The 21,984-nt window shown below is 44.7% G+C and carries 24 protein-coding genes; 14 read left to right on the top strand and 10 right to left on the bottom strand.

The window, feature by feature from the left end:
- From BM008_RS06390 to BM008_RS06435, 10 genes are all read left to right on the top strand, one after another.
- Positions 1–1,212, top strand: coding sequence for an FprA family A-type flavoprotein (locus BM008_RS06390; protein WP_091934977.1), 1,212 nt, complete (start codon positions 1–3; stop codon positions 1,210–1,212).
- 45 nt (positions 1,213–1,257) lie between these two features.
- Positions 1,258–1,533 carry a ferredoxin-thioredoxin reductase catalytic domain-containing protein gene (locus BM008_RS06395; RefSeq protein WP_091934980.1) on the top strand — a complete coding sequence of 92 codons (276 nt, stop codon included), beginning with the start codon at positions 1,258–1,260 and terminating at the stop codon, positions 1,531–1,533.
- A 76-nt stretch (positions 1,534–1,609) separates the two neighbouring features.
- On the top strand, positions 1,610–2,131 hold the full coding sequence (locus BM008_RS06400; RefSeq protein ID WP_091934983.1) for a CBS domain-containing protein: 522 nt from the start codon (positions 1,610–1,612) through the stop codon (positions 2,129–2,131).
- A 3-nt stretch (positions 2,132–2,134) separates the two neighbouring features.
- Positions 2,135–3,319 carry a cation:proton antiporter gene (locus tag BM008_RS06405; protein WP_091934986.1) on the top strand — a complete coding sequence of 395 codons (1,185 nt, stop codon included), beginning with the start codon at positions 2,135–2,137 and terminating at the stop codon, positions 3,317–3,319.
- Between the two features lie 75 nt (positions 3,320–3,394).
- Positions 3,395–3,895, top strand: a complete 501-nt coding sequence (locus BM008_RS06410; protein WP_091934989.1) for a PAS domain-containing protein — start codon at positions 3,395–3,397, stop codon at positions 3,893–3,895.
- 23 nt (positions 3,896–3,918) lie between these two features.
- Positions 3,919–4,842, top strand: a complete 924-nt coding sequence (locus BM008_RS06415) for a PfkB family carbohydrate kinase (RefSeq protein ID WP_091934992.1) — start codon at positions 3,919–3,921, stop codon at positions 4,840–4,842.
- 40 nt (positions 4,843–4,882) lie between these two features.
- Entirely contained in the window at positions 4,883–7,576 is a 2,694-nt protein-coding gene (locus tag BM008_RS06420; protein ID WP_245747940.1) for a cation-translocating P-type ATPase, read from the top strand.
- Entirely contained in the window at positions 7,563–8,912 is a 1,350-nt protein-coding gene (locus tag BM008_RS06425) for a hypothetical protein (protein ID WP_091934998.1), read from the top strand. The genes BM008_RS06420 and BM008_RS06425 overlap by 14 nt, the downstream gene beginning before the upstream one ends.
- A gap of 70 nt (positions 8,913–8,982) precedes the next feature.
- Entirely contained in the window at positions 8,983–9,390 is a 408-nt protein-coding gene (locus tag BM008_RS06430) for a bacteriohemerythrin (protein WP_091935001.1), read from the top strand.
- Between the two features lie 71 nt (positions 9,391–9,461).
- Entirely contained in the window at positions 9,462–9,821 is a 360-nt protein-coding gene (locus BM008_RS06435) for an ArsR/SmtB family transcription factor (RefSeq protein ID WP_091935004.1), read from the top strand.
- 11 nt (positions 9,822–9,832) lie between these two features.
- Here the strand turns inward: BM008_RS06435 and nikR are convergent, their stop codons facing one another.
- Positions 9,833–10,255, bottom strand: a complete 423-nt coding sequence (gene nikR / locus BM008_RS06440; protein WP_091935007.1) for a nickel-responsive transcriptional regulator NikR — start codon at positions 10,253–10,255, stop codon at positions 9,833–9,835.
- A 150-nt stretch (positions 10,256–10,405) separates the two neighbouring features.
- On the opposite strand from nikR, the gene purC reads away from it, so the two are divergent.
- Together purC and BM008_RS06450 are read left to right on the top strand one after the other, a co-directional pair.
- Entirely contained in the window at positions 10,406–11,119 is a 714-nt protein-coding gene (purC, locus tag BM008_RS06445) for a phosphoribosylaminoimidazolesuccinocarboxamide synthase (protein WP_091935623.1), read from the top strand.
- A gap of 30 nt (positions 11,120–11,149) precedes the next feature.
- Positions 11,150–12,604, top strand: a complete 1,455-nt coding sequence (locus tag BM008_RS06450; RefSeq protein WP_091935010.1) for a phytoene desaturase family protein — start codon at positions 11,150–11,152, stop codon at positions 12,602–12,604.
- Between the two features lie 13 nt (positions 12,605–12,617).
- Here the strand turns inward: BM008_RS06450 and BM008_RS06455 are convergent, their stop codons facing one another.
- From BM008_RS06455 to yciH, 7 genes are all read right to left on the bottom strand, one after another.
- Positions 12,618–13,310: a TIGR00153 family protein gene (locus tag BM008_RS06455; RefSeq protein ID WP_091935013.1), complete on the bottom strand. Its 693-nt coding sequence runs from the start codon at positions 13,308–13,310 to the stop codon at positions 12,618–12,620.
- Positions 13,307–14,338, bottom strand: a complete 1,032-nt coding sequence (locus BM008_RS06460) for an inorganic phosphate transporter (protein WP_091935014.1) — start codon at positions 14,336–14,338, stop codon at positions 13,307–13,309. The genes BM008_RS06455 and BM008_RS06460 overlap by 4 nt, the downstream gene beginning before the upstream one ends.
- Positions 14,339–14,442: 104 nt before the next feature.
- Positions 14,443–15,666, bottom strand: a complete 1,224-nt coding sequence (locus tag BM008_RS06465) for an Nre family DNA repair protein (protein ID WP_091935017.1) — start codon at positions 15,664–15,666, stop codon at positions 14,443–14,445.
- Positions 15,663–16,025 carry a transcriptional regulator gene (locus tag BM008_RS06470; RefSeq protein WP_091935020.1) on the bottom strand — a complete coding sequence of 121 codons (363 nt, stop codon included), beginning with the start codon at positions 16,023–16,025 and terminating at the stop codon, positions 15,663–15,665. The genes BM008_RS06465 and BM008_RS06470 overlap by 4 nt, the downstream gene beginning before the upstream one ends.
- A 17-nt stretch (positions 16,026–16,042) precedes the next feature.
- Complete coding sequence (locus tag BM008_RS06475; RefSeq protein ID WP_091935023.1) at positions 16,043–16,411, bottom strand: iron-sulfur cluster assembly scaffold protein; 369 nt, start codon at positions 16,409–16,411, stop codon at positions 16,043–16,045.
- A 16-nt stretch (positions 16,412–16,427) separates the two neighbouring features.
- Positions 16,428–17,585 carry a cysteine desulfurase NifS gene (gene nifS / locus BM008_RS06480; RefSeq protein WP_091935026.1) on the bottom strand — a complete coding sequence of 386 codons (1,158 nt, stop codon included), beginning with the start codon at positions 17,583–17,585 and terminating at the stop codon, positions 16,428–16,430.
- Positions 17,586–17,713: 128 nt separating this feature from the next.
- Positions 17,714–18,022 carry a stress response translation initiation inhibitor YciH gene (gene yciH / locus BM008_RS06485; protein WP_091935029.1) on the bottom strand — a complete coding sequence of 103 codons (309 nt, stop codon included), beginning with the start codon at positions 18,020–18,022 and terminating at the stop codon, positions 17,714–17,716.
- Between the two features lie 85 nt (positions 18,023–18,107).
- On the opposite strand from yciH, the gene BM008_RS06490 reads away from it, so the two are divergent.
- Together BM008_RS06490 and purL are read left to right on the top strand one after the other, a co-directional pair.
- Complete coding sequence (locus tag BM008_RS06490; protein WP_091935032.1) at positions 18,108–18,467, top strand: DUF192 domain-containing protein; 360 nt, start codon at positions 18,108–18,110, stop codon at positions 18,465–18,467.
- A 184-nt stretch (positions 18,468–18,651) separates the two neighbouring features.
- Positions 18,652–20,799 (top strand): phosphoribosylformylglycinamidine synthase subunit PurL, encoded by a 2,148-nt coding sequence (gene purL, locus BM008_RS06495; protein WP_091935035.1) that lies wholly within the window; start codon positions 18,652–18,654, stop codon positions 20,797–20,799.
- A 56-nt stretch (positions 20,800–20,855) separates the two neighbouring features.
- Here purL and BM008_RS06500 read toward each other — a convergent pair whose 3' ends face one another.
- On the bottom strand, positions 20,856–21,506 hold the full coding sequence (locus tag BM008_RS06500) for a flavodoxin family protein (RefSeq protein WP_091935038.1): 651 nt from the start codon (positions 21,504–21,506) through the stop codon (positions 20,856–20,858).
- Between the two features lie 144 nt (positions 21,507–21,650).
- On the bottom strand, positions 21,651–21,863 hold the full coding sequence (locus tag BM008_RS06505) for a TRAM domain-containing RNA chaperone (RefSeq protein ID WP_091935041.1): 213 nt from the start codon (positions 21,861–21,863) through the stop codon (positions 21,651–21,653).
- Between the last annotated feature and the right edge of the window lie 121 nt (positions 21,864–21,984).

Raw genomic sequence — 21,984 nt, forward strand, 5'->3', positions numbered from 1 at the left:
ATGGATGATCACAAACCACTTGAGCTTGCCAAAGGGATATACTGGGTAGGTGTGGTTGACTGGAACCTGAGAGATTTCCACGGATATGAGACACCAAAAGGTGGAAGCTATAATGCATACCTCATCGTCGACGAGAAGATCGCACTCATTGACACCGTAAAGGCACCTTTTGCAGGCGAGATGCTCAACCGTATAGAGCAGATAGTCGACCCTTCAAAGATAGACTATGTTATCTCGAACCATGTTGAAATGGACCATTCAAGTTCCATATCCACGATAATGAAGGTAGCCCCTAAAGCAAAGTTGTTTACATCATCCAAGGGACAGACAGGCCTTTCTGAATATTATAAAGAGGAAGGTTTTGATGACTGGGACCTGAACACGGTCAAGACCGGAGATGAACTGAGCCTCGGGGAGAGGACACTCATGTTCATCGAAGCTACTATGCTGCACTGGCCTGACAGTATGCAGACATATGTCAAGGAAGACAAGATACTCCTTTCCAATGACGCATTCGGACAGCATGTCGCAACCTCCAAGCGCTTTGATGATGAGGTTGATGACGTAATGGATGATGCCGAGATATACTACGCCAATATCCTCCTGCCATTCAGCTCCCAGGTCCTCAAGTACATAGAGAAGCTCAAAGAGCTCAATGTCGAGCCAGAGATGATAGCTCCTGGACATGGTATCATCTGGAGAAAGGATGTTGCCAGAGTTATCGAAGAATACGGCAGATGGGCCAGAGGTGAAGCGACCCCGAAGGTCATAGTGATCTATGATACAATGTGGGGAAGTACAGAGAAGATGGCAATGGAGATCATTGAGGGAGCAAGGTCAGCTGGTGTCGAAGTTAGATTGAGGCATCTGCGCAAGAACGACTGGAGCCTTACTATGAAAGAGCTTATGGATGCATCCGTAGTCGCCCTAGGTTCACCTACGATGAACAATGGTATGTTCTTCACAGTAGCCGGATTCCTTGCCTACATGAAGGGACTGAGGCCAAAGGGCAAGAAATTCTTCCTGTTCGGATCATACGGATGGGGAGGCGGAGCTGTCAAGGGAATGGAGAAAGAACTTGAGAGTGGCAGGTTCGAACTTGCCATGGAGAGCATGCAGATAAAATTCAGACCCTTTGAAGATGACAAGAAGGCTTGCAGAGAGATAGGTTACAAGCTTGCAGAAATAGCAAAAGAGAATGCAAGATCTTAAATTAATGGAAATGAATGTTCCTAACGAAATAACGAGAGTGTTACTATGAGATTCGACAATGATCTAGAAGCTGAATTCTACGAGAGATCCAAGAAAAATGCGGAAACAACCGGCTACAAGCTCAACACCGACTGGGATGTTATCACAACTGCCGTAAAGGGCATTTGCAACAACAAGAAAGAGTTTGGAGAATGGTACTGTTTCTGTCAGAAGAGAACAGGTGACAAAGAGCAGGACAAGAAGATCATCTGCCCATGTGCCGCAAGGACAAGGGATGTCGAGATGCGCGGTTCCTGCAAGTGCGGACTTTACATTAAATAAGACTTTTTTATTTTAGATGTCACTGAAGCTATGATCGCTTCGGGCATCTTTTTCATATTTTTGGATATATTTGCTCATGTCCGAGAATGAAGAGGGAACACCAGAAAGAACGGATGTCCGGAAAGAAGAAGAGGACAGTCCCAGAGACCGGACCAGATTATCTGATATCTGCGCAGATGTAAAGATCAGCGAGGTCATGTCTGAGGAGACAACTGTTGTGAGGGAAAGTGAATCCATCGAGGATATCATAGAGCTCATGACAAGGACACCCTACCACAGCTTTCCCGTCCTGAATGAAAATGATGAACTTCTCGGCGTCATCGGGCAGGACAACATACTGGAACTACTTTTCTTTGAAAGGAGCCACCGCCATCATCACACACATCTGATGGCTATTAAGGCATTAAGTGAAGATGCATCCACACTCATGGTTCATCATCCTGTCACCATATCACCTGACTCCACACTGTGCGATGCTGCCGACCTGATGATCAAGCATCACATCGACCGATTGTATGTGATCAGGGAGAAAAAGCTCGCAGGTGTTGTTTCAAGAGCCGACATCATCAAAAAGATACATGGACTGAGGAGACAATGAGCAATGGAAGCACTCCTCCAGATACTGGCCATACTGTTCCTGGCAAAGATATTCAGTGAGCTCAGTGAGAGAGTAGGGCTACCCGGAATGATCGGAGAGATCGGAGCAGGGATGTTTTTTGCCTTTGCCATGAAACCTGATGATATAGAGGTAGTCACATTCTTTGCCGAACTTGGAGCCATATTCCTGCTATTCACGGCAGGTTACAGAGAGGTGCATGTGAATGACCTAAAAGCTGCATCTACAAAGGCCCTCATACCCACACTGACCCAGATACTCTTTGCATTCGGCTTCGGATTCATGCTTGGAAATATGTTCGGTTTTGGATTCACAGAGAGTCTTTTTCTTGCAGTAGCCTTTAGCCCCACAAGCATCAGTGTTGTGGTCAAGACCTTAATAGATACTGATTACCTCTCCAGTAAGCCCGGGTCCATGATGCTGACATCAGCGATATTCGATGATGTTATCGGTATATTCCTGCTTTCGGTCGTGGTCTCTGTAGCAACACTGAACCAGTTCCCCTCAGCAGAACACATTCTGGGAATACTTGTGAATATCATTATATTCGTTATCATAATGATCCTTCTTGGATGGAAGGTATTTCCCCGCCTTTTTGAGCAGGTCCAGAAAATGCATACAAGAGAATCGATATTCTCGTTTGTAATTATCATAGCATTGCTATCGGCATACCTGTCAGAGTTTTTCGGACTTCACGCTGTCATCGGTGCTTTTTTTGGAGGTGTGCTCCTTTCTGACCTGCCTCTGGCAAAGATAGAGACAGTACAAAAGAAGGTCAGCGGTATTGCCTATGGTTTTTTCACACCGCTGTTCTTTGCATTCATCGGGCTTACAGTAGAGACCGAGGTATTGTATACTGCCGGTATTTTCACCACACTTGTGATAGTGCTCGCCCTTTCAGGAAAGCTCATTGGAGGGTTCATCGGCACAAAGCTTGTAGGATTTGGTTCAAAGGATAGCCTGATATTCGGAATAGGCATGATGCCGCGCGCCGGTGTGGAACTTGTGGTCATTGCCATTGGCAAGGAACTTGGAATTATCAGCAATGAAGTGTTCTCGGCCATTGTCCTGATGGTGGTGGTGTCTATCATCGTCTCACCGATATTGCTCGAAATGTCCATAAGGTACAAAGAAAAAGGACTAACTGAACCGGAACAGAAAGTTGCCTGACGATCAGGACAACAATTACTTAAATTATTGAAGGAGACTAATATTAGCATTAGCATTTGATAAGAAGGGGTTTTTATGGGTCAGAACACAGGATTTGGCAAATTCAGCAATAGTGACAGTAAAGAAGACCGTCTGGGAGATAATACCGAGCAGGGGACACAGGAATGTGATACCAGACCAATGGACCTGCAGAAAAAGATGGAACTTCGTATCAAAGCTCTTGAGGGACTTGTTAACAACACCGGAGTGATCGCTTTCCTTCGAAGTCCTGCCGAAGATGCACCTGTTGAGTTCATCTCAAAGGGAATAGAAGCCTTTGGCTACAAGGTTGAGGACTTCACTTCGGGCAAAGTCACATTTGGAGACCTTATCCACCCCGAAGATAAGGACAGGGCATTTCTGGAACTTACCGAGAATGCACTTGAAGGTGCATCCGAGCTCAAACAGACCTACCGGATAAGGACGAAGAAAGAATATGTCAGGTTCGTTGAGGAAAGGACTGCCATCATGAGAGATGATAATGGAAAGGTCATCTTCTACCAGGGAGTCCTTGAAGATATCACTGATAAACAATAAGATGATCATCTGCAGGTTTTGATATGAACCGCGTCTTTGCCATTAGTGAAACATTCTATGACATCCTTATCGTTAAAGGTAAACCGATCGCCGCATGCCCGGGAGGATCAATGCTCAATTGTTCGGTATCACTTGGCAGAGCAGGTATCCCCGTATCATTTATAAGTGAATTTGCACATGACAAGGTAGGGGACATGATACATGATCTTCTGGTTGAGAACAACGTAGCAACCAAACATCTCTTCCGTTTCCATGGGAATTCTCCGCTGGCACTTGCTTTTCTTGATCACAGGAATGAGGCTACATACCAATTCTACGATGAGTTCCCCCAGGAACGTCTCATCATTGAGATTCCAGACTTTGCATCTGATGATATTGTCATGTTCGGATCGATACTTTCGGTCACAAAAGAAACAAGGAAAGAACTTGAAAGCATCATCCATGCCGCAAAGGATGCTGGCTCCACCATTATCTATGACCCGAACTTTCGCCGGTCACAACTGCCATTGCTCCATGATATCAAACCGATGATCATGAAGAACATATCATATTCGGATATTGTACGTGCTTCGCATGAGGATATGAGAATGATACATGGATGTAGTAATGCGGAAGAAGCATACGGTTTTGTCCTTGAGAATGGATGTGATCACCTGATGTATACTACAAGTTCCGAGGGCGTTCATTTAAAGACCCCTTTACTCTCTAAATACTACAAGGTCCCCACTATCGAAACAGTAAGCACCGTCGGTGCAGGAGATAACTTCGATGCTGGTCTGGCCTATATGCTTTATTCAAAAGGAATTAATTCGATCAATAGTGTTTCTGAGAGCAACTGGGACGAGATTATCAGAATGGCTACAGACTTTGCATCTCATGTTTGCATGAGCACTGACAATTACATATCCAATACTTTTGCCAGTGGATTAAAAAAGATAGAGCACTAATATAAAGTATCTTATTCAAAAGTGGCAGGGAGTTAATACTGTGGGAAGTACACCCTTGGGTATCAAAGATACGTTCAAAGAACTTGACAGTTCGGCAGATGGACTGACCGGACAGGAAGCCCTCTCAAGGCTGGAGAGGTATGGAAAGAACGAACTTGAAGAGAAGGAAAAGACAACGGCATTGAAAGTATTTGCCGGACAGTTCGTGAATCTCATCGTGTGGGTCCTGATGGCTGCTGCCGTTATTTCCCTGATGATCGATGAGGTCATTGATTTCTGGGTGATAATGTTCACCATAGCTGTTGTCATCGTACTGGGTTTCGTACAGGAATACAGAGCAGAGAAAGCTATGGAAGCCCTCAAGAGCATAGTCCAGCCTGAGACCACCGTTATGAGGGATAAAAAACTGCGGAAAATAGCTACAGGTGATGTAGTTCCCGGAGACGTACTTGTTCTGGAGACAGGAGACAAGATCCCTGCAGATGCTCTTCTTTTTGAAACGGTCGCCCTGAAGATAGATGAATCTGCACTGACAGGGGAAAGCGTACCTGTCAGAAAAGTGGAAGAAGAGAGTATCTTTGCCGGAACACAGCTCGTACACGGCAAATGTAGAGCTGTTGTCACGGAAACCGGGATGTCTACTAAGATAGGACAGATAGCCAGCCTGATACAGACAAAGGAAGAGGATACCCCGTTACAGGTCAAAATAACAAAACTCTCACTGACACTTGCTTTCCTTGCCATACTCGCCTCGGCGATCACCTTTGCCATAGGAATATCCATTGGTGCTCCTTTTGCTGATATGCTGCTGATATCTCTTGCACTTGCAGTAGCAGCCGTACCTGAAGGACTGCCGCTTACACTTACGATAACCCTCGCCTATGGTATGAAGAAAATGGCAGGGCACAATGCCATTATCAGGAAAATGCTTGCCGTGGAGACCCTTGGTTCAACCACTGTGATATGTACTGATAAAACAGGCACCCTGACCAAGAACGAAATGACCGTGGAGAAGATATTTACTGGTGGTAACGTTCTTGAGTTCACCGGGGCAGGATACGTGCCCAAAGGAGATCTCCTGAAAAGAGGCGATCATGTTGACCTTAAAGATGAGCCTACAACAATAAAACTGCTAAAAGGGATCGCCCTCTGTAACAATTCCGCGATCGAAAAGAAACAGGATAAATGGGAGGTCGTTGGAGACCCCACAGAAATTGCACTTACAGTTGCTGCTGCAAAGGCCGACCTCTGGAAAGATGAACTAGGAAAAGACTATGAGATGGTCGAGGAGATAGTCTTCACCTCTGAAAGAAAGCTCATGTCCACTATCCACAGCACGTCAGAAGGAATGGTATCTTTCACAAAAGGAGCACCTGAGTTCGTTCTTCCTCAATGCAGCATGATAGAGAAGAACGGAGAACTTCATCCTATAACAGAGCAGGACAGAGAGAAGATATTGGAGAAGAACCTGGATTTTGCAAGTTCAGCCTATCGTGTGCTGGCAGTTGCATCCAAGGAAGGTCCAAAGGATAAAATGGATGGAGATTTTGAAACAGACATGACCTTCCTCGGACTTGTTGCAATGATAGATCCACCACGTGAAGAAGTAAAGGGTGCCATTGAGATGTGTAGAAAGGCAGGCATCCAGGTCATTATGATCACCGGGGACAATCAGGAAACTGCAAAGGCAATTGGAAGGAGCATCGGACTCTTTGAGGGCAAGAGCGGATGTGGTGTATATGAGGATGAGAAGCTACGACGTATCGCCGAGGACTGTGCCGTCACAGGTGATGAACTTGAAGAGCTCAATGATGAAGAATTCGATATAATCGTAGAGAACATAAATGTCTATGCCAGAACCATGCCCGAGCAGAAACTAAGGATAGTCGATGCCCTGCAGAAGAAAGGACATATCGTTGCTATGACAGGTGATGGTGTCAATGATGCACCAGCCCTGAAAAAAGCAGATATTGGCATTGCAATGGGTATTAAGGGAACGGATGTTGCCAAAGAGTCCAGTGTAATGATATTGCAGGATGATAATTTTGCCACCATAGTTGAAGCTGTCAGGGGTGGAAGAACCATCTATAACAACATAGAGAAGTTCATCACATACCTTATTTCGAGGAACTTCACGCTGATCATACTCATCATGGCAGGTATCAGCCTACTTGGTTTTGACCTCATACCACTGCTGGCACTACAGATCCTTTTCATCAACATGTTCAATGAGATCATGCCGGCAATCTCCCTGGGACTTGATCCTGCAACGGAAGGCATAATGAAAAGACCTCCAAGGGACCCAAATGATAATTTCCTGAAAAAGAGGAACCTTTTCCTTGTAATCACCCTGGCATTCATCATGGGGATCGCATCCTTCCTTGTGTTCGCATGGAGCGACCCTGCCGGAGATACCATCATGGCCAGAACACTCACCTTTGCAACCGTGGTCAGCATGATACTGTTCATTCCGCTGGCATTCAGGTCACTTGAGCGCTCTGTAATAAGCATAGGGATATTCAGCAACAAACTGATGATAGCAGGAGTTACAGCCACTTTCTTCGCTACCATGTCAGTGATGTACATACCTAAACTGAACGAAGCCTTCGGATTGTTGCCACTTTCCCCCATAGAATGGATAATGCCTATTGGAGTTGCCTTTGGTACATTCCTTTTCGCAGAAGGACTGAAATATGCAACAAGGAGCGTGAGACAAGCAGATGATGGCAAGTAACAGGAAAGAGAGATACATACTTCTTGTGATTCTGGCTGCAATAGCCATTTTTGCCATTGTTCTGAACGAAGGACCCCGGCAAGTAGAGGAAGAGATCATCATACCAGATGAGATACTGGATTGTGATTACTGCACCTTCGATTACGGAACACCATACACACTTGCATATACCTATCTTCAGCCAGACGGGAACAGGGTAATAGACGGGAAACTGGATATTCTGAATGCAGAACGCCTTGAAGTGAACCTTGAAGGGATACCGGAATGGGTGCTTGCTGCACCCTCTGATAATGGCAGTATCTGGGCTGTTGTAATGGACAATGGAGCAGTACAGGCCTTTGAACTTTCAGATGGAACCGTTGAAGAGGTAGACATAGATCCTTCAAATATTCATCCCGACACCCCACCGATACTTATGGTCAAAGATGATGAAGCCTTCTTACTTGCACCGGGTTCATGGAACGAGTCACTATATACACACCCTATAGTACTTGCAAGTTCAGGAAGGAACGTGTTCATAGATACAGAAGGGGACCTTGTATTCAGGGTCAATGAAAAGGAATCTGCACGGCTTGATGTGAACGCTCTGCCTGATGCACGCCTGATACAGGATGAGAATGAAAGGATATTGCTGCTCACAGGTCCCACAGAAGAATACAGACATGGCGTCCTGGGTGACAGCATAGAGGCATCCAGCATAACTATCGTTGAGACTGCCGGAGTGCCAGGGATCAGTAAAGTGATAGACCTGCCTGAAGGAGATGTGGTAGAAGGTATCGCACCAATATGGTCCGACCTGAACGATGACGGAAAGCGCGAGATCATAGTCACTTTGAGCAATGCAGAAGAGGGAGCAAGGGTAGTTGTCCTTGATGAGGACGGCAGCATCCTGGCTGAAGGACCTGATGCAGGTACCGGATATAGATGGAGACACCAGATAGCTGTTGCAGCATTTGGACCGGACGGCGAGACTGAGCTAGTTGATGTGCTCACACCACACATCGGAGGAATTGTCGAGTTCTATCAATGGGAAGATGATGAGCTGAAGGTAGTATCAGGTCTTTCAGGATATAGTTCCCATCTTGCAGGTTCACGAGACCTGGACATGGCAATTGCAGGGAACTTTGATGAGGACGAGGAAATAGAGTTGCTGGTGCCTTTGCAGAGTTACAGGGAACTGGCTGTTCTGGAACACACCGACGATGGAGTAACTGTAGTGACAAATATAGAGCTTACAGATAGCCTTAGTACCAATATTGCAGCAGTGAACAATGGATACGGAATGACTGCGATAGGTGTTGGAACAAATGATGGAATGCTGAGTATCTGGTTCTAACTGATAAAACACCCAATAATATAATAACACATATATATTTTGAACTGCCATTAGTTCATGGTGATGATATATGGCACTTATCACATGGTCCGATAAATACAGCGTAGAGATAAAAGAGATAGATGACCAGCATAAGGTTCTGGTGGGTATGATCAATGATCTTCATGATTCAATGAAACAGGCAAAGAGCAAGGAAGTATCACTTGAGATCATCAACAAGATGGCAGAATACACTAAATTCCACTTCTCCACAGAAGAGAAATACATGAAACGTTTTGCATATCCTGATTACGAGGAACATAAAATGGAACATGAGAAGTTCGTGGAGAAAGTACTCAGATTCAAACAAGATTATGAGGATGGAAAAGCAGGTGTCAGTTACGATATACTTAACTTCCTCAAGGACTGGCTTGTTGGGCACATCCAGCTAACTGATAAGAAATATGCACCACTTTTCATCGAAAAAGGCGTAAATTAAGCTTTTTTCACTTTATTTTACAGTCAATATTGCAAAACATATTAATCATTTAGACAATAAGTATCCAGCAGATGAAAATGCAGGAAACTGAAAAAAAGAAGGAACCTTATATCCTTCCTGATGCCACAACACTTAAGGTCCATTCAGCAATGGAAGAGAATGTTGAGCATCTGGTATCTCTTTTCAAGGTTCTCTCCGACCCCGTAAGGATACACATACTCAAAGCCCTACAGGTAAGCGAACTGTGTGTCTGTGTGCTGGTAGAGATAACAGACTACAAGCATTCTGCACTTTCATATCATCTGAAGCTGCTCAAAGATGCAAACCTCATAGATTCCAGAAGGGACAAGAATTTCCAGGTATATTTCCTCACCGAATTCGGGGAAAAAATGCTGAGGACAATAGAGTCCTCGTTCAAAAAAGGATTTTGATCGAATTAAGTTCAGATCTTCTCTGTAGGAAGAGCAGTATTGAGCTTGACATAATTGACGCCTTTCAGAGCCATAGTCCTCTCTGCAACCGCTTTTACCTCTTCACCTTCCCCATCAAGTATGATGACCTCAAGACAGTTGTCGTGGTCGAGATGGATGTGGACGGAAGATTTAATAATATGAGAGTAATCATGTTGTATTTCAGTGAGAGCACTTGAAAGGCCACGTTTTGTATGGTCATATATCAAAGTAATAGTACCTACACGCCTGCCTTTTACGTCACTCATCCATTCATAATGGGTAATATAGTTCCTGATGGAATCCCTGATCCCCTCTGAACGGGAAGAATAACCTCGCTGCTCGATGATCGAATCAAATTTAGTAAGAAGATTTTCGGGAAGGGACACCCCTATGCGCATAAGTTCCTGATCCATATGATTCACCTATAATAATCAATTACGTGTTATAATAACATTTAGTATGCAATACTAATACATTAATGATACATAAATTAAGACATAAATAATTATAGAACATTCAGTATAAAGGTAACCTAGGAATATAACTGTAAAAGGATGATGCAGATGAAAAAAGAAGAACTATACTCAGGAAAGGCAAAGACCATCTACAAGACAGATAACCCGGCAGAGCTTATCTCCGAATTCAGGGACAGCCTCACGGCATTTGATGGGAAGAAGAAGAGCGAGGCAAAGAACAAGGGTTATTTCAACGCCCAGATATCAAAGAAGATCTTTGAGATGCTTGAAGAAGAGGGTATCCCTACACACTACATCAAAATGGTATCAGACACTGAAATGCTCGTGAAGGCTGTTGAGATCATACTCATAGAAGTGATCCCACGTAACATCGCAGCCGGTTCTATCACACGCAAATACCCGATCGAGGAAGGTACGGTTTTCGAGAACCCTGTAATTGTAATGGACTACAAGAGCGACGAGCACGGCGACCCTATGATGAACGAGGATATCGCTGTTGCAATGGGCATAGCCACCTACGAGGAGATCGCACAGATCCGTGAGATGGCACTTAAGATCAATGAGATACTTAAGAACTATCTTGGAGAGAAAGGATTCCTCCTTCCTGACTTCAAACTCGAGTTCGGAAGAGTTGACGGTAAAATAGTAGTAGCTGATGAGATCTCATGTGACACATGCAGGTTCTGGGACAAGACCACCGGTGCATCCATGGACAAGGACATTTTCCGCTTTGACAAAGGAGACCTCTCAAAGACATATGAAGAGGTTGCAAAGCGTATAGTTCCTGAAATATTCGAGTAAGCATACACACTATCGTAATGAGGGGAAATGATGGAAGATTACGATGTGATAGTTGTGGGTGCAGGTATAAGCGGACTTCTATCCGCACTCACGCTTTCCAAACACGGAAATAAAGTACTGGTACTTGAAAAAGGTAAGTTCGTTGGCGGCAATTGTAACAGCTACATGGTTGATGGTTTCCAGGTAGATACAGGCGCGCATGCCATCACACACCTTCAAGTAGGGCCTCTTAGAAGGCTCATGGACAATTATTTTGATTACGCTCCGGTCTTTGAGGACTACGGTAACTACTTTATAAGGACAAATGATGCCTTCATGAAGGTTCCTTCCAATATCAAGGAATTCGTTACCTTTGACATCCTCCCGCGCAAGGACAGGATGGTCATAACACAGGCGATCACAAAGGCGCTGACACTTTCAACATTTGGCACAGATCTTTCAAAGCAATCCGTATACGAGTTCATGCCAGGTAACCTTTCACAGGATACTTACGATTTCATGGACACCATATGTCACTTCCTTTCAGGAAAGGACATGGAACAGACATCTGCACAGAGAATACTTGCAGGTAGCAGTTTTGTCCGTGACAGCGTACCGGAAGAACAACTTGAGACCATAATGAGGTCAAATGAGAAGGTAGGCATAGAACCTGTACCAGTTCCAAAGTCCATATTACCACCGAACCTTCATGCATCATTGCAGACAAGGCTCAGCAAGGTATCAAATCCATTTACATCACTTGGAAGACTGGCAACCAACAAGGTCACATATTCCCAGGGCTACCCAAGGAAAGGACTAAAATCACTGCTTAATGCACTTTTGTTCTCACTTCCAAAGACAGTTGAGATAAGAACAGGATGTGAAGTGAAGAAGATACTTACCAGCAATGGCAGGGTCACAGGTGTTGAAGCTGATGAAGTATACACTGCCAGCAAGGTCATATTCACCGGATTTGTTACTGACATGCCTTCAATGATAGAAAGCCTTCCAAACTCCTATATCGAAGAGCTCAAAGGTGTCGTACACACCAAGAGCCTGACCGTGTGGACAGGACTTGATACCATAATGGATGAGTTCAATTATATCGGTTCAGAGATCTGGTTCAAGGATGCACCTTACTGGGCCATGCCTATCAGTAACTATGATGCATCACTGGCACCAAAAGGAAAGCAGCTTGTTGGTTTTACATTCATAGTCGATGCGCAGAAGAGCGAAAGTGATCAGATAAAGAAGGCATATGATACCATCTACCAGGCGATCCCGGGAATCGAGGATCATATAGAGATGGTACATAACCAGATAACGATCCCTGAAAAGGCTGCTGTGACAATAGATGGTTATTTTGCTGATGTGAGAACACCGATCAGTGGACTCTATGCAGCCGGTACCGACACTGATAAGAGAAGTATGGGAATTACCCGTGCAGCTTATTCTGTGATAGAATTACTAAAAAAGATGAACGAAGACGGATGTCTTCACAAGTGATATGAGAAGGTAATTACCTTCTCAGGACCATTGTCCTTAATCTGTCAGCAGAGTGTTCTGCCTTGTCTGCGATGTCACCAATGCCCCTTACAAGACGGGCAAGGTGATATACACCAAGTGGACCTATATTGTCCTCGTTGCTGAACACAAGTCTCACAAGTTCCTTTTCGATAACATCGACCTGATGCTCCATCTCCTCGACCTTTACTACAAGTTCCAGAGTATCCTCTACATCCCTTTTACTGAAAGATGTCTCCAGAAGCTCACCAAGGCTTGACACAAGGGTCTCATACATTTCCACCGTTGCAAGGGTCTTGTCCATAAGCTCCCTGAACCCTTCCTTTACTTCATCAGGGCCTTCGAACTTTCGTACAGTAAGCCAGAATGCAACTTCCTGAGAATCATCTGATATGGAATCCTGTGGTTTTAAGAAATTGAGAAGGTCGTTAGCATGTACAGGAAGCATGATAGAGGATGATAGCTCTGAACGGATCGTCTGTTTTATTACATCTGCTTCATGCTCGATCACATCGATCTCACGGTTCAGTGCCTCTACTGTCTCCATATCACCTGCACAGAAAGCGCTAAGGGATTCATTGAGTTTCCTCACACAGTCCCCACCTTTGTTCGCATGCAACACAAGAGGTTTGAAAGGAGAGGTTGCAAAAATGTTCAGTACAGAACGGATATACTCTTTCTTGATCATAGTCCAACTCCCAAAAGTCCTGCAAATATGATAGCAGAGGTGAGTGCCGCAATTGGCACAGTAACTATCCAGGATACAACTATCTTACCTATTACACTTAAATCAACTGCTGCAAGACCACCTGCAAGACCTACACCTATTACTGAACCAACAAGTGTATGGGTGGTCGATATTGGCAGGGAACTGTAACTGTGAAGTACCACAACAGAAGCAGTTGCGAACTCAGCTGAGAAACCACGTGTAGGAGTAAGTTCAGTGATACGTGTACCGATAGTTTCTATGACACGGTATCCCCATGTAGCAAGTCCTATGACCATTCCAATACCACCAAGTGCCATTACCCAGAGAGGGATACTGAGACCTGCCATGTCAAGAACGTTCATTCCTGCATAAAGCGGACCTACTGCATTAGCAACATCATTGGAACCATGTGCAAAAGCGATATAACATGCTGTCAGTGTCTGAAGGATTACGAATTTCTTCTCTATATTATAAGGATCATCCGCCTTCTGAAGTATGAAGTATCTGATGATAGAAAATATAAGATACGCAAGTAAAGCACCAAGAAGAGGGGACACCAGCCAGCTACCTACGATCTTACCGAGAACTGCCCATTTGATATCGCCAAATCCTATAATGCCATTGTAGGCTGCCATCAGACCAAAACCAAGAACAGCACCTACTATAGAGTGTGTGGTTGAGACCGGCAGATTGTAGAAAGTAGCAAGAGTGATCCAGAAACCTGCTGCAAGGATCGCTGCAAGCATTCCAACGGCCACAAGATGGGGGTCAAGAATAGAGTCTATAGGTACGATACCTTTGGCGATGGTCGAAGTAACCCTCTTACCAAATAGAACGGCACCTGCAAACTCGAAAACACCTGCAATTATAATTACCTGTTTGATAGACAGTGCACCACTGCCTACTGACGTTCCCATTGCATTTGCAAGATCATTGGCACCTATGTTCCATGCCATATACAGACCTGCTGCAATCAGTAATAATACGAGAGGATCAAAGAGACTCATCGATAATATTCTCCACTATATAGATTTAGTATGGCATGGAAAAACACGAACATAAACTTACGTACCATATACTATATAGGCATCTGTAAACTATATAGTTATATTTAGAAGAAAGAATCAAGCGTCCGCTGGAATCGGACTTCCGGCAACAAAGCTGCCTTCTGCATCCATTCAGAAGAAGGGGTCTTTAAACGGGTTGAAATATCTGCAAGTGCCCTGTCAACTGACTCGAATTTCTCAGGTTCTCTGTTAAAAGCTTCCCTTACACCTTCCCTGACAACCCATACACCCAGAGGTGCCCAGTATTCAGGTCTGATCTCCCTTACCATAAATATTGTTGCCTGTCTGCGTATGGAGCGCAGGTATTCAAGTGCTCCCAGCCGTGCTGCATAGTAACCACCAGCAAGGTTGGAATATTTGCTTTTCCCACCAAAGTCCTCATGGTCCGCCTCTATCCAGGTACTTCCCCCAGACCATACAGTACGTGGCATCCAGACCTCTATAAGCTCAAAGGAGAACATCCGGGGAATGAGAATTATCTCGAAGTGGTTTCCAAAGACCCCCCCACTAAGAACTGTCACCTCGCTCAATTGTGGATAGTCCCTTATTTCCTTCAGAAGGTCCTTTCCTACCATATCATCCACTGCCGTTATGGACCAGCGTGTTGGAACAAGCTTTCTTTCCTGGCCCAGAAGACCTATCGAAAGAAGACGGGATATATGATCTGCAGGGATATTACCATCCCATAGCTCGGACACGACATCCTTTGCCAGAGCATCCTCATCGTACACAAGGTAATCCACTTTCTTCGGTACTGTTGGGTTCTCAGCTATATCGAATTTCTTAAGATCACCTGAAGGACCCATAGGTGTCAGGACATTATCGAACTTGAGCTTGTTAGTGATGGGTTTGTTGAACCATGCTTCAGTATCAACCGGCTTCTTTGAAAGAGCAAGCTCCTGTGACCTTTCAATAAGAGGATTATCAGGTGAGCGGGCCTTCTTTACATTTATTCCGGTATTGGCCCTTACAAGTTGTGAACGGGAAGATATGACATCCTGTATGTTCATCTTTAGAAGAGCTTTGGGGTCCTCAAGCTTCATTGCCTCATCCCCGGCAAGCTGTGGTGGTATCATAGGCCCTGCCCTGACATCAGGGTAATTGTACCTGCCAACGAATACCGAAGGTGGTGATGCTCCAAAAATAGATGTTTCTCCGGAAGAACTTGGAACTACAGATTCAATGGACCTGAACTTTTCCAGAATGGGACATCGAGGTCGTCCACAAAGACCTTTGCCCTTACATTTTATGCAGAGACTCTGGCTCAAATGTCCTCGCCATCTCCGCAAAGAACACAATATCCGGCATCTGGTTCATTTTTATTGAGCCAGCCGGAACGCTGGACGAACTTGCAGACATTGCACATACCTGCAACCTGCTCCCTGGTGTTCATCCCTTTGATCAGCCTTGCAGCAAAATCCTGGATCTCCTGCTGGGCATCCCCTGAGAAGTCTATTTCAGCCCCACGCTTGTCATTAAGATATTGAGAAACTGCAGCCCTTGACAATTCCAGAATATCAGCAACTTCCTGCTGATTCTTTCCATGCTCTATTATCATATTCCTTGCAAGTTCTGCACGAATAGCAGGTAATACCCGCTGAACCATTATCTCACACGTCGTCTTCACAGGAGATCACCTTGTAATCATTTATTCTTTTCCTGATAATCCTCGATCGCCAGCTTAAGGGCATCAAGGGCAAAGCCTGAACACTTGTCCTTCCCTTCAGGAAGGCCACCCAGTGCTTCAAGCACATCTTCATTGGCCAGTTCAAGAGCTTCATCCACATTCTTTCCCTTTGCAAGCCTTGTTACAGCGCTGGATGTGGAAATGGCAACTACGCATCCGAATGTCTTGAACTTTATATCTTCAATGACATCATCCTTTACTTTAATGGATATATTTATAATGTCACCATCAACGGTGCTTCCTATCTCGCCCACTCCATCAGCATCCTCTATAACACCCACGTTATGAGGATTACTGAACTCCTCAATTACTTTCTTTGAATACACACCTACTCCTCCTGTTCTATGAATTGGAAAGTGGGGACATCTCCCTTAGTTTCAAAACGATCTCTTTCAGACTCTCCACAACGTAGTCCACATCTTCCATCGTGTTCTCTTTTCCAAGACTTATCCGAAGGGAACCATGTATGTAATCATCCTCCAGCTTAAGGGAAGTAAGAACATGAGATGCGTTCATGGACTTTGAAGAACATGCAGATCCGGTAGATACTGCTATGCCTTTCATATCCAGCATCATCAACATAGATTCACCTTCTACATATTTGAAGCTCAGATTGACGTTGTTTGGAAGACGCTGTGTCGGATGACCGTTCAAACGGACATCAGGAAGAGCATCGAAAACCCTGCTTATCAAAGAATCACGCATCTCTTGCATGTGCTTTGCATCAGTACCAAGAAGTTCACTGGCAAGTGACATCGCCTTACCAAGACCTACAATACCAGGTATATTCTCTGTACCGGAACGCAGTCCTCTTTCATGGTTACCACCGAATACTATGGGCTCGATGACCGTACCCTTACGCACATACAAAGCTCCGGCACCTTTTGGACCATGTATCTTGTGAGAGGATATTGAGAGCATATCAACGCCAAGGTCGTCTACATTGACCGGGACCTTTCCCACTGTCTGCACCGCATCAGTATGGAAATATATATCATTCTCCTTTGCGATCTTAGCGATCTCCTCGATGGGTTGTATGGTACCTACTTCATTGTTCGCATGCATCACACTGATAAGTACCGTGTCATCACGGATCGAACCTTTCAATTCCTGAAGGTCAATGATCCCATCTGCATCCACCGGAACATATGTGATATCATGTCCCATACTTTCAAGGAAAGCACAGGTGTTCAGCACTGCAGGATGTTCGATCACCGATGTGATAATGTGCTTCTTTCCGGCATCATGCGGAATTACACCTCTTATTGCAAGATTGTCAGATTCCGTACCACCAGAGGTAAAGATTATCTCTTCAGGCGAAGCTCCAATGGCCTCCGCAACCTGTTCACGTGCTCTGGCAAGAGCCTCCGCCGCCTCCATACCGAAAGAGTGAAGACTGGAAGAATTGCCAAACATCTCACTAAAATAAGGCAGCATGGCATCCACCACTAAAGGGTCCACAGGGGTGGTTGCACTATGGTCCATATAGATCCGCTTCATAATATCTATAATTAGAGAAGACCTGCAATAAATAAATATCCTTCAGCACCGCTGCCGAAGAATTGTATGCAAGCAGAATGTCTCTGCAAGAAGATGTGTGGGAGTTCCACACATAATGAGAAATAAATTTAGTCCTTGATCTGGTCCGGTGAAAATCCTTTTTGAATAAGAACATCTTTCATACGGCTCAGGTGATTACCCTGCAATTCCACTGAACTGCCTTTAACAGTCCCACCGCATGCGAATTTAGACTTTAGATAGGTTGAAAGCTCGTGAAGATCGATCTCATGGGCATCAAAACCCTCTACGACTGTCACTTCTTTACCGTATCTTCTTCTATTCACTTTTACTACTATTCTTTGCTGTTCCTTTGCCACTTCTTCGCATATACAAAGCTCTCTTGGCAAACCGCAGACCGAACACATTTCAGAACTCATCTTGTGGTATTTCCTCCGACATTATTATCTATTTTAAACACTCCATATGCTTTTAATTAAAATAGATGAATAGAGTAAAACTTCGATGATATTAAAATCTAATGGTAAAGAGATAGCAACGGACGTTGATTTTGCATGCACCCTGCTTAGCCAGGCCAGGGGACTCATGTTCAGCAGGAGAATACCTGAGGACTATGCCCTTGTGTTTGTAATGAAAAAAGTACAGAAAGTATCATTACATATGCTCTTTGTCAACTACCCGATCGATGTGATCTACCTCGACGAACAAAAGAAGGTCGTTAAAACGGACAGCCTGAAGCCCTGGATCGGCGGGAGTTCCAGTGGAAAGAAGATTAAGTACGTGATCGAGACATCACACGGAAAGAACCATAGAACAGGCATTAAGACGGGAGATGTGCTCAAGTTTGAGAACAAGTGCCAGTAAAGCTATATTGCATACATGGACCATATTGTTGCCATCAACCTTAAAACCTGTTCAAAGAAATGTTTATTACATCCCGGGTTCTTTAAAGCCCTGATAGGACCACTTGACAGGTCCGTTCATATAACCATTTATAATCATATTGATCAATCAATAACTTAACAATCCAATAATCTGAGGCACATAAATGTTACCTGAAGAGGACTTAAAGATCATAACTGAGAAGATGGGAAGGGAACCGAATCTTGTAGAACAGGGTTGTTTCCTGAACCTTTGGAGTGAGCACTGCTCATACCGCTCAAGTGCACCTTTGCTTAAGACATTTACAACCACCGGAGACAAAGTGATAATCGGTCCCGGAGACGACGCAGCCATCATCAGTTTCGGAAATGGATGGGTACTGGCAGTGGGAATGGAAAGCCACAACCACCCTTCATATGTCGATCCATACAACGGTTCAGCTACTGGAGTAGGAGGGATCGTGCGTGATATCATCTCCATGGGAGCAAGACCTATCGCACTTATGGACCCACTATACTTCGGACCTCTTGACAATCCAAAGAACCTCTATCTTTTCGAGCACATCATCGAAGGGATCGCAGGATATGGAAACTGTATTGGTGTTCCTGTAGTACGTGGAGAAGCATACTTTGACAGATCATACAGTGGAAACCCACTGGTCAATGTCGTGGCAGTAGGACTTGCACGCGAGAAGGATGTTGTGACAGCCTGTGCACAGACAGCTGGCAACAAGCTCGTCCTCATGGGATCCACAACCGGAAGGGACGGACTTGGCGGAGCATCCTTTGCATCAAGGGACCTCTCAGAGGATTCAGAAGCAGAGGACAGGCCAAGCATCCAGATAGGAGACCCGTTCACAGAGAAGCTCCTTATCGAAGCAACCCTTGAAGCTATCGGAAAAGGCTATGTGAAGTCATGCAGAGACCTTGGTGCAGCAGGACTTGCAGGAGCAAGCTCCGAAATGGCATCCAAAGGTGACCTCGGAATGAGGATCATCGCTGATAATGTGGTACTCCGTGAGACCGGAATGACACCTTACGAGATACTCATCGCAGAATCACAGGAACGTATGCTCCTTGAGGTCGAGCCAGAGAATGTAGATGCAGTCCTTGCGATCGCAGATAAGTACGACCTTAACGGCAGCATGATAGGAGAGCTTACCGAAGAACTGAACTATACTGTTGAGTTCAAAGGTGAAGTTGCTGCAGATATCCCTGTAAAACTGCTGACAGAAGGTGCACCAACCTTCGAGCGTCCTTCAACTGTTCCAGAGGCAAGGGAGCCAGGAGAGAAACCAGAACTTCCTGCAGACCTCAAGAAAGCTGTGCTTGACATACTTTCCTCACACAATGTAGCATCAAAGAGATGGATCTACAGACAGTACGACCATGAAGTACAGGTCAGAACTGTGAGAAAGCCAGGAGACGATGCAGGCTTACTTCGCATCGATGGCAATGAAGGAATAGCACTTTCATGTGGATGTAATCCAAGACACACACTCCTTGACCCATACACCGGTGGAAAGGGAACCGTTATCGAGAACGCAATGAACCTTGCTGTCAAGGGCGCACGCGGACTCGCAATCGTGGATTGTCTTAACTTTGGAAACCCAGAGAGACCTGACATATACTGGCAGTTCAAACAGGCAATTCTCGGACTTGGGGATGCAGCAAGGGACTTGACAATACCAGTGGTAGGTGGAAATGTATCACTTTACAATGAGAGTGGTGAGTTCAAGACCGCGATCGCACCTACACCATCCATCGGACTTGTAGGACACATAGAAGATGTGACCATGGCACCTGCAGGAGTATTCACCAAAGAAGGCGACACCATTATCCTTGTAGGAGAAACAGGTGACGAACTTGGTGGTTCTGAATATTACAACATCATCGGAAAGGAGATGGATGGAAAAGCTCCAAAGCCACCGGAGAATGTTGTTAAGGTGATCGACACGCTCATAGACCTTGCAAAGAGCGGAAAGCTCACTGCATCACATGACCTTTCACTCGGAGGAATTGCAGCTGCTATCTGTGAGATGTGCGAGAACTACGGTGCTGACATCGACCTGAGCAATGTAGCAGAGGACTTAAGAGCAGATGAGATACTCTTCTCAGAATCCTATGCAAGGGCACTGGTTGCAACATCAGAACCGGATGCAGTAAAAGAGATGCTCAAGGATGTACCATATACTGTCATAGGTACAGTAGGCGGAAACACCCTGAACATCCAGATAGGAGATTCAAAGATCGAGCTGACCCCTGAAGAGATCAATGAAGCAAGGGACAGCCTCATGGCATTGATGATGGAATAACCATCATCAACACTACTTTTTTGACGAGCGGTCCTTTCTTTATAGTAAGGACATGCTTACTCACTTTCTTTTAATGCATCTTCATAGAGCTGTTTTATGTTAGTAGGGATAGGATTATCCTTCAGTAATTTTGCGAAGAATGCAAGGTTGTTCACCATATACCTCACTGTCTTGTTGGTGTAGAGATGTTTCTCCCCACCGGCATCGATATAACTTGGCCCCGGACCTGCATCCCCTACCCAATAGCTATCCACATTTGGCGGGATAGTACATCCAAGATGGGTCAAATTGAATAAGGTATTTGCTGCAACATCATGTGCACCATCCTCATTGCCCGTGATAACCACACCTCCTACTTTCCCATAGAGCGGGAACTGACCTGTATCAGGGTCACTTTCTTCATAGGTCCCATCAAGCCGCTCGAACACCAGTTGAGCTACAGATGACCGGACACCGAACCATATAGGAGAACCAATTATGAGAATGTCACATTCTCTTATCTTATCCAGTATCAAAGGCCATTCATCACCTTCGCCTTCATTGGATGAAACACCGAACATAACATTATAGTCCACCACTCTGACCACCTCACTTTCAATACCAAGTTCCCCAAAGAGCTTCACAGCTTTATCGATAAGGGCTCTGGTATTTGATATTGCAGGTGAGCGCTTTAAAGTACAATTCAAAAATAATGCTTTTAACCCCATACAAAAAGATGCAGGATCAGTGCATAAATAGATTTCCTTGTGCAGATAAGCAAGTAGAAAGAGAACTGGATAAGGAATATATGGTGAAAAGAAAGGTAATAAAAAAGAGTTTAGAAGAATGGTCAGAAACCATTCTTTGAAGGATTATTCTTCCTTCTCTCCAAAAGCAAATTTACGCAATACTCTTGTGATCTTAATGTTCACGGTATCGCCGACCTGGGTCTGTGGTACAAAGATCACAAATCCTTCTACTCTTGCGATTCCGTCTCCTTCTCTTGCGATATCTTCGATCGTTACTTCGTAGGTCTCTCCAACATCTACAGGAGCTGTTGATTCTCTGTCATTGTTATTAAACAAAATAATGCACGTCCTTTAATTAAAACTAAGATCAAAGACCACACTGAAAACACCATAGATAAAAAAACACTAAAATGAATCCCAGAATAGTATCTAATCTTACACAGTTTAGTACACATAC

The sequence above is a fragment of the Methanolobus profundi genome, assembly GCF_900114835.1.
In the GTDB taxonomy this organism is placed as follows: Archaea; Halobacteriota; Methanosarcinia; order Methanosarcinales; family Methanosarcinaceae; genus Methanolobus; species Methanolobus profundi.

Bases quoted from the DNA above. Each gene is read 5' to 3' on its own strand.
- BM008_RS06390 (WP_091934977.1), top strand. From the start codon at position 1: ATGGATGATCACAAACCACTTGAGCTTGCCAAAGGGATATACTGGGTA.
- BM008_RS06395 (WP_091934980.1), top strand. From the start codon at position 1,258: ATGAGATTCGACAATGATCTAGAAGCTGAATTCTACGAGAGATCCAAG.
- BM008_RS06400 (WP_091934983.1), top strand. From the start codon at position 1,610: ATGTCCGAGAATGAAGAGGGAACACCAGAAAGAACGGATGTCCGGAAA.
- BM008_RS06405 (WP_091934986.1), top strand. From the start codon at position 2,135: ATGGAAGCACTCCTCCAGATACTGGCCATACTGTTCCTGGCAAAGATA.
- BM008_RS06410 (WP_091934989.1), top strand. From the start codon at position 3,395: ATGGGTCAGAACACAGGATTTGGCAAATTCAGCAATAGTGACAGTAAA.
- BM008_RS06415 (WP_091934992.1), top strand. From the start codon at position 3,919: ATGAACCGCGTCTTTGCCATTAGTGAAACATTCTATGACATCCTTATC.
- BM008_RS06425 (WP_091934998.1), top strand. From the start codon at position 7,563: ATGATGGCAAGTAACAGGAAAGAGAGATACATACTTCTTGTGATTCTG.
- BM008_RS06430 (WP_091935001.1), top strand. From the start codon at position 8,983: ATGGCACTTATCACATGGTCCGATAAATACAGCGTAGAGATAAAAGAG.
- BM008_RS06435 (WP_091935004.1), top strand. From the start codon at position 9,462: ATGAAAATGCAGGAAACTGAAAAAAAGAAGGAACCTTATATCCTTCCT.
- nikR (WP_091935007.1), bottom strand. From the start codon at position 10,255: ATGGATCAGGAACTTATGCGCATAGGGGTGTCCCTTCCCGAAAATCTT.
- purC (WP_091935623.1), top strand. From the start codon at position 10,406: ATGAAAAAAGAAGAACTATACTCAGGAAAGGCAAAGACCATCTACAAG.
- BM008_RS06450 (WP_091935010.1), top strand. From the start codon at position 11,150: ATGGAAGATTACGATGTGATAGTTGTGGGTGCAGGTATAAGCGGACTT.
- BM008_RS06455 (WP_091935013.1), bottom strand. From the start codon at position 13,310: ATGATCAAGAAAGAGTATATCCGTTCTGTACTGAACATTTTTGCAACC.
- BM008_RS06460 (WP_091935014.1), bottom strand. From the start codon at position 14,338: ATGAGTCTCTTTGATCCTCTCGTATTATTACTGATTGCAGCAGGTCTG.
- nifS (WP_091935026.1), bottom strand. From the start codon at position 17,585: ATGAAGCGGATCTATATGGACCATAGTGCAACCACCCCTGTGGACCCT.
- yciH (WP_091935029.1), bottom strand. From the start codon at position 18,022: ATGAGTTCTGAAATGTGTTCGGTCTGCGGTTTGCCAAGAGAGCTTTGT.
- BM008_RS06490 (WP_091935032.1), top strand. From the start codon at position 18,108: ATGATATTAAAATCTAATGGTAAAGAGATAGCAACGGACGTTGATTTT.
- purL (WP_091935035.1), top strand. From the start codon at position 18,652: ATGTTACCTGAAGAGGACTTAAAGATCATAACTGAGAAGATGGGAAGG.
- BM008_RS06500 (WP_091935038.1), bottom strand. From the start codon at position 21,506: ATGGGGTTAAAAGCATTATTTTTGAATTGTACTTTAAAGCGCTCACCT.